Origin of the sequence: Burkholderia sp. Ax-1720, from assembly GCF_011753035.1 — a bacterium.
Classification (GTDB): domain Bacteria; phylum Pseudomonadota; class Gammaproteobacteria; order Burkholderiales; family Burkholderiaceae; genus Burkholderia; species Burkholderia gladioli.
This window is the reverse complement of record NZ_VWWK01000376.1, coordinates 1-2,190: the sequence shown is the minus strand read 5'-3', so window position 1 is coordinate 2,190 and position 2,190 is coordinate 1. Positions and strand designations below refer to the sequence as shown.

At 72.0% G+C, this 2,190-nt stretch carries 4 protein-coding genes; all 4 read left to right on the top strand.

From position 1 onward, the window contains the following. Positions 1 to 295: 295 nt before the first annotated feature. Complete coding sequence (locus tag F3J18_RS38630) at positions 296 to 430, top strand: hypothetical protein (RefSeq protein ID WP_275691846.1); 135 nt, start codon at positions 296 to 298, stop codon at positions 428 to 430. Position 431: 1 nt separating this feature from the next. Continuing rightward, positions 432 to 902: a hypothetical protein gene (locus F3J18_RS36860; RefSeq protein ID WP_240154814.1), complete on the top strand. Its 471-nt coding sequence runs from the start codon at positions 432 to 434 to the stop codon at positions 900 to 902. Between the two features lie 55 nt (positions 903 to 957). Next, positions 958 to 1,197 (top strand): hypothetical protein, encoded by a 240-nt coding sequence (locus F3J18_RS36855; RefSeq protein ID WP_025097876.1) that lies wholly within the window; start codon positions 958 to 960, stop codon positions 1,195 to 1,197. Positions 1,198 to 1,276: 79 nt separating this feature from the next. After that, positions 1,277 to 2,190, top strand: a 914-nt coding sequence (locus F3J18_RS36850; RefSeq protein ID WP_240156518.1) for a trypsin-like peptidase domain-containing protein, incomplete at its 3' end; no start/stop codon positions are given.

Here is a 2,190-nt window from a genome sequence, read left to right as displayed (position 1 = left end):
ACGCCCGAGGTCGGCTTCCTGTCGCGGCCCGGCATCCTCGCGTTGCGCGAGGCCGACGGGCCGGTAGTGTTCGCGCACAGCGACCTGTCGGGGCTGTCGCTGTTCGAGGAAGCCTCCTACTGGGGAAGTTCGGGCAGCGCGACCGGTGGGGGCGGTCGCGGCACGGGGAAGCCTCCTACTGGGGGACGCGCGGGGCCGGCGGCGTGCTGGCCGGAACCGGCCCGGGGCGGCGCCGCGCCTGTTCCTGGTCCATTACCGCGAACCGCTGGCGACACCGTTTCCGACCGGCGCGCAGGTGAGCGGCTGGCATCGCGTCGACGGCATGCGCGAGGCGTGGTTCGATGCGCTCGCGGCCGCCGCGCCGCGGGTGCCGGATCCCGAGCGCGCCGCGTTCCGGCGCTTCCTCGCCGCGCGCGACGGGGCGAACTGAGATGCGCCGCGCGAACGAGGCGATGGCGATGCGCCGACGCACCGGCCGGGTGCCGCGGATGGCGCCGGCCGGCTGTCTGGCGATGGCGATGATGACGGCTGGCGGCGCGTTCGCGCAGGCACTCGTCCCGGTTCCGGCGTCGATATCGTCGTCGTCGGCATCGGCATCGGCGTCGGCGTCGGCCGCGTCGGATACCGACGCGCAGGCCGGCGGCAAGCGCGGCGTGTGCGTCGATGTCGAAGTGGACGGCGTGCGTGCGCTGTCGTACGACTGCCTGAGCCGGCAGTTGCAGTCTGGCGCGGCGCCCTCGACCGGCGCCTCGCAGCCCGCATCCGAGGATCGCGCGAGGCAGCCGTCGAACCGCATCGGCACCTTCAACCTGTCGGCCGAGCGCAACCGGTTCGGCGCGAACTGGGGCAAGTCCGTCACGCCGCAGCGTCCCGCGCTGCCCGTCGCGGTTCCGCCGCGCTGAGCGCGCGACCGCCCGCGAGCCTTCGAAGGCCTCAACCTTGTAGTGGGAGCATCAGATGGCAGCCAACCCGAACCCCGATACGGCCTGCAACCCGGGCGCCCTCGATCTGCTGCTGCGTGCGCTCTGCCAGCGGCTCAAGACGGCGAGCGGCTGGATCGACTGGGACGACATACGCGACCGGCCGCGCTGGCGTCGCGGCGCCATCACGCTCGACGGGCGTTTCACCGTCGACGAGCTGCGGGCGTTGATCCTGTGCGCCGGTCATGCTTGCCGAGGGCGTGGCGATGGCGAATGACGGATGCGATGTCAGGCATCTGCGCCTGCGCGTCGGGGTGTCCTGCCTCGGGCGGTTGCGGCCGATGCTGGCCTTGTCGATGGTGTTGGCCGCGCTGGCGCCGATCGCGGCCGGGCATGCGGCGACCTCCACCTCGGTGCAGGCCGGGGAGCCGCTGGTGCTGCCCAACTTCGCCGCCCTCGCGCGCCGCAACGGCCCGGCGGTGGTCAACATCAGCGTCACGCGCGAGGTGGCCCAGGTCGGCATCGAGCTGCCGCCCGGCATCGCGCCGGACAGTCCGCTGGCGCCGTATTTCGCGCGCCGCGTGATCGGCAATCGCGAGGAGGTGAGCCTGGGCTCGGGCTTCATCGTCGACGCCGACGGCATCATCCTGACCAACCGGCACGTGGTGGGCGACGCGGCCACGGTCGACGTGAAGCTGACCGACAAGCGCCAGTTCAAGGGCCGCGTGATCGGCAGCGATCCGCTGTCGGACGTGGCGGTGATCCGCATCGACGCGCACGGGCTGCCGGCGGTGGTCACCGGCGATCCGGCGCGCACCGAGGTGGGCGACTGGGTGATGGCGATCGGCTCGCCTTACGGTTTTGCCAATACCGTCACGCAGGGCATCGTCAGCGCGAAGTCGCGCTCGCTGCCGGGCGAGGCCTACATCCCCTTCATCCAGACCGACGTGCCGATCAACCCCGGCAACTCGGGCGGCCCGCTGTTCGACCTGCAGGGCCGGGTGATCGCGATCAATTCGACCATCTACTCGAAGACGGGCGGCTACCAGGGCCTGTCCTTCGCGATCCCGATCGATATCGCGCTCGACGTGAAGGACCAGTTGCTGCGCAACGGCCGCGTCACGCGCGGGCGGCTCGGGGTGGCGCTGCAGGTCGGCAACGGCGGCACCTCGGGCACCCTGGCCGGCAATGTCGCGAACGCGGGCTCGCTGGTCTTCAACCGCTCCGACGACACCAGCTTCGGCGGCACGGTGAGCGGCACCGGCTCGCT